The organism is Idiomarina sp. Sol25, from assembly GCF_033052775.1.
Classification (GTDB): domain Bacteria; phylum Pseudomonadota; class Gammaproteobacteria; order Enterobacterales; family Alteromonadaceae; genus Idiomarina.
On sequence record NZ_JAUPEW010000058.1, the window covers coordinates 1 to 362 of the forward strand.

The following is a 362-nucleotide window of genomic DNA, read 5'->3' on the forward strand; positions in this document are numbered from 1 at the left end:
GGAACCTGGGGCTCTGCCTTGTGATCGGGGGGGTCAGGTACCACAGGCAGACGGTGCAAGTGCACAGCGCCACGGCCGCACTCGGCGTTCTCGGGACGCTTTCGGTTCTCGCACTCGTGTTGCCGAACTACACCAAGGTCGTGCCGGGCCCGCTCTATGCGCCCTCGCAACTCATCTTCGTGGCGATGGTGTCTCTGGCGCTCTATGGCTTCTTTCTGCATGCGCAGACCGTCCGGCATCGCGACGATTTCCATGACCCCGCAGATGATGGATCGGCCCATGCTGCCGTGCCGCGTCGTGCCTTCCTCACTGGACTCGCGCTTCTGCCGATTGCACTTCTGGCGGTCGTTCTGCTCGCCGAG

At 63.8% G+C, this 362-nt stretch carries 1 protein-coding gene; it reads left to right on the top strand.

Annotated features, from left to right (window positions below):
* Nucleotides 1-59 precede the first annotated feature (59 nt).
* A partial coding sequence (locus Q5L94_RS13450; protein WP_317498871.1) for a hypothetical protein occupies nt 60-362 on the top strand: 303 nt, incomplete at its 3' end.